This is a genomic window from Shewanella zhangzhouensis, assembly GCF_019457615.1.
Lineage (GTDB): Bacteria > Pseudomonadota > Gammaproteobacteria > Enterobacterales > Shewanellaceae > Shewanella > Shewanella zhangzhouensis.
This window is the reverse complement of the sequence record NZ_CP080414.1, coordinates 270001-272500: the sequence shown is the minus strand read 5'-3', so window position 1 is coordinate 272500 and position 2500 is coordinate 270001. Positions and strand designations below refer to the sequence as shown.

The window sequence follows — 2500 nt, the reverse complement described above, 5'->3', positions numbered from 1 at the left end:
GTTGTAAAACGAAAAAAGCCTCTGCACTCTTGTTTACAAGAGCATGCAGAGGCTTTCGTCTTTAGTTGGCGGGCGAGTATCGCGAAACGATGTGCTTACGAGCGAGAGGCATGGATGCCGAACTGGGCTTTTAAGCAGGGACGCTGTTGGACTGGGCTGCCCGCGACAAAGTGCGCAGCACTTTCGGGAGCTATAAATACAAAAAAGCCCCGCTGTTTCCAGCGAGGCTTCATGTAAGTTGGCGGAGCGGACGGGACTCGAACCCGCGACCCCCGGCGTGACAGGCCGGTATTCTAACCAACTGAACTACCGCTCCTTTGGGCTAGGCCCAAATTAGGCGTCTGGCAATGACCTACTCTCACATGGGGAGACCCCACACTACCATCGGCGCTGCTCCGTTTCACTACTGAGTTCGGAATGGGATCAGGTGGGACCAGAGCGCTATTGTCACCAGACAAATTTGTTAATTCGGAAAGCTGCGTTTCGCAGAAAATGATGGTGGTCGCTACTGGGATCGAACCAGTGACCCCCTCCTTGTAAGGGAGGTGCTCTCCCGGCTGAGCTAAGCGACCGGTATTCTGTGCTATTGAGTTGTCACTTCAATCAAGTCTGGTTTCTTCAAGACTATCTACACCATCTGAAACCCATCTGGGTTGTATGGTTAAGCCGCACGAGTCATTAGTACAGGTTAGCTCAACGCCTCACAACGCTTACACACCCTGCCTATCAACGTCCTGGTCTCGGACGGCTCTTCAGTGGACTCAAGGTCCAAGGGAAGACTCATCTTGGGGCTCGCTTCCCGCTTAGATGCTTTCAGCGGTTATCGATTCCGAACGTAGCTACCGGGCAATGCCATTGGCATGACAACCCGAACACCAGCGGTTCGTTCACTCCGGTCCTCTCGTACTAGGAGCAACCCCCCTCAATCTTCCAACGCCCACGGCAGATAGGGACCGAACTGTCTCACGACGTTCTGAACCCAGCTCGCGTACCACTTTAAATGGCGAACAGCCATACCCTTGGGACCGACTTCAGCCCCAGGATGTGATGAGCCGACATCGAGGTGCCAAACACCGCCGTCGATATGAACTCTTGGGCGGTATCAGCCTGTTATCCCCGGAGTACCTTTTATCCGTTGAGCGATGGCCCTTCCATGCAGAACCACCGGATCACTATGACCTACTTTCGTACCTGCTCGACGTGTCTGTCTCGCAGTTAAGCTGGCTTGTGCCATTACACTAACCACACGATGTCCGACCGTGTTTAGCCAACCTTCGTGCTCCTCCGTTACTCTTTGGGAGGAGACCGCCCCAGTCAAACTACCCACCAGGCACTGTCCCTAGTCCAGATTCATGGACCGAGGTTAGAACACCAACACTACAAGGGTGGTATTTCAAGGTTGACTCCACGAGAACTGGCGTTCCCGCTTCAAAGTCTCCCACCTATCCTACACATGTAGGGTCAATGTTCAGTGCCAAGCTATAGTAAAGGTTCACGGGGTCTTTCCGTCTAGCCGCGGGTATACGGCATCTTCACCGCAATTTCAACTTCACTGAGTCTCGGCTGGAGACAGCGTGGCCATCATTACGCCATTCGTGCAGGTCGGAACTTACCCGACAAGGAATTTCGCTACCTTAGGACCGTTATAGTTACGGCCGCCGTTTACCGGGGCTTCGATCATGAGCTTCTCTTGCGATAACCCAATCAATTAACCTTCCGGCACCGGGCAGGCGTCACACCGTATACTTCCTCTTGCGAGTTTGCACAGTGCTGTGTTTTTGATAAACAGTTGCAGCCACCTGGTATCTGCGACTGCCGTCAGCTCGGGGAGCAAGTCCCGTCACCAACAGCAGCGTACCTTCTCCCGAAGTTACGGTACCATTTTGCCTAGTTCCTTCAGCCGAGTTCTCTCAAGCGCCTTGGTATTCTCTACCCGACCACCTGTGTCGGTTTGGGGTACGATTCCTGCTAACCTGAAGCTTAGAAGATTTTCCTGGAAGCATGGCATCAACCACTTCGTCACCGTAGTGACTCGTCATCAGCTCTCGGTATATATGTGCCCGGATTTGCCTAAGCACACTACCTACCACCTTAAACACGGACAACCAACGCCGTGCTGGCCTAGCCTTCTCCGTCTCTCCATCGCAGTTAGCAGAAGTACGGGAATATTAACCCGTTTCCCATCGACTACGCCTTTCGGCCTCGCCTTAGGGGTCGACTCACCCTGCCCCGATTAACGTTGGACAGGAACCCTTGGTCTTTCGGCGAGGGGGTTTTTCACCCCCTTTATCGTTACTCATGTCAGCATTCGCACTTCTGATACCTCCAGTGTGGGTTACCCCTTCACCTTCAACGGCTTACAGAACGCTCCTCTACCGCGTACACGTTATCGTGCACACCCGTAGCTTCGGTGAATTGCTTAGCCCCGTTACATCTTCCGCGCAGGCCGACTCGACTAGTGAGCTATTACGCTTTCTTTAAATGATGGCTGCTTCTAAGC

At 53.3% G+C, this 2500-nt stretch carries 2 tRNA genes and 2 rRNA genes (1 of these 4 cut by a window edge); all 4 read right to left on the bottom strand.

The features are described 5' to 3' along the window. Nucleotides 1-239: 239 nt before the first annotated feature. Nucleotides 240-316: transfer RNA gene (locus tag K0H63_RS01310), tRNA-Asp, on the bottom strand. Between the two features lie 23 nt (nucleotides 317-339). Beyond that, nucleotides 340-455: ribosomal RNA gene (rrf, locus tag K0H63_RS01305) — 5S ribosomal RNA — on the bottom strand. Nucleotides 456-496: 41 nt separating this feature from the next. Then, nucleotides 497-572 (bottom strand) — tRNA-Val (locus tag K0H63_RS01300). Nucleotides 573-657: 85 nt separating this feature from the next. Continuing rightward, nucleotides 658-2500, bottom strand: a 23S ribosomal RNA gene (locus K0H63_RS01295); it runs 1051 nt beyond the window's last position.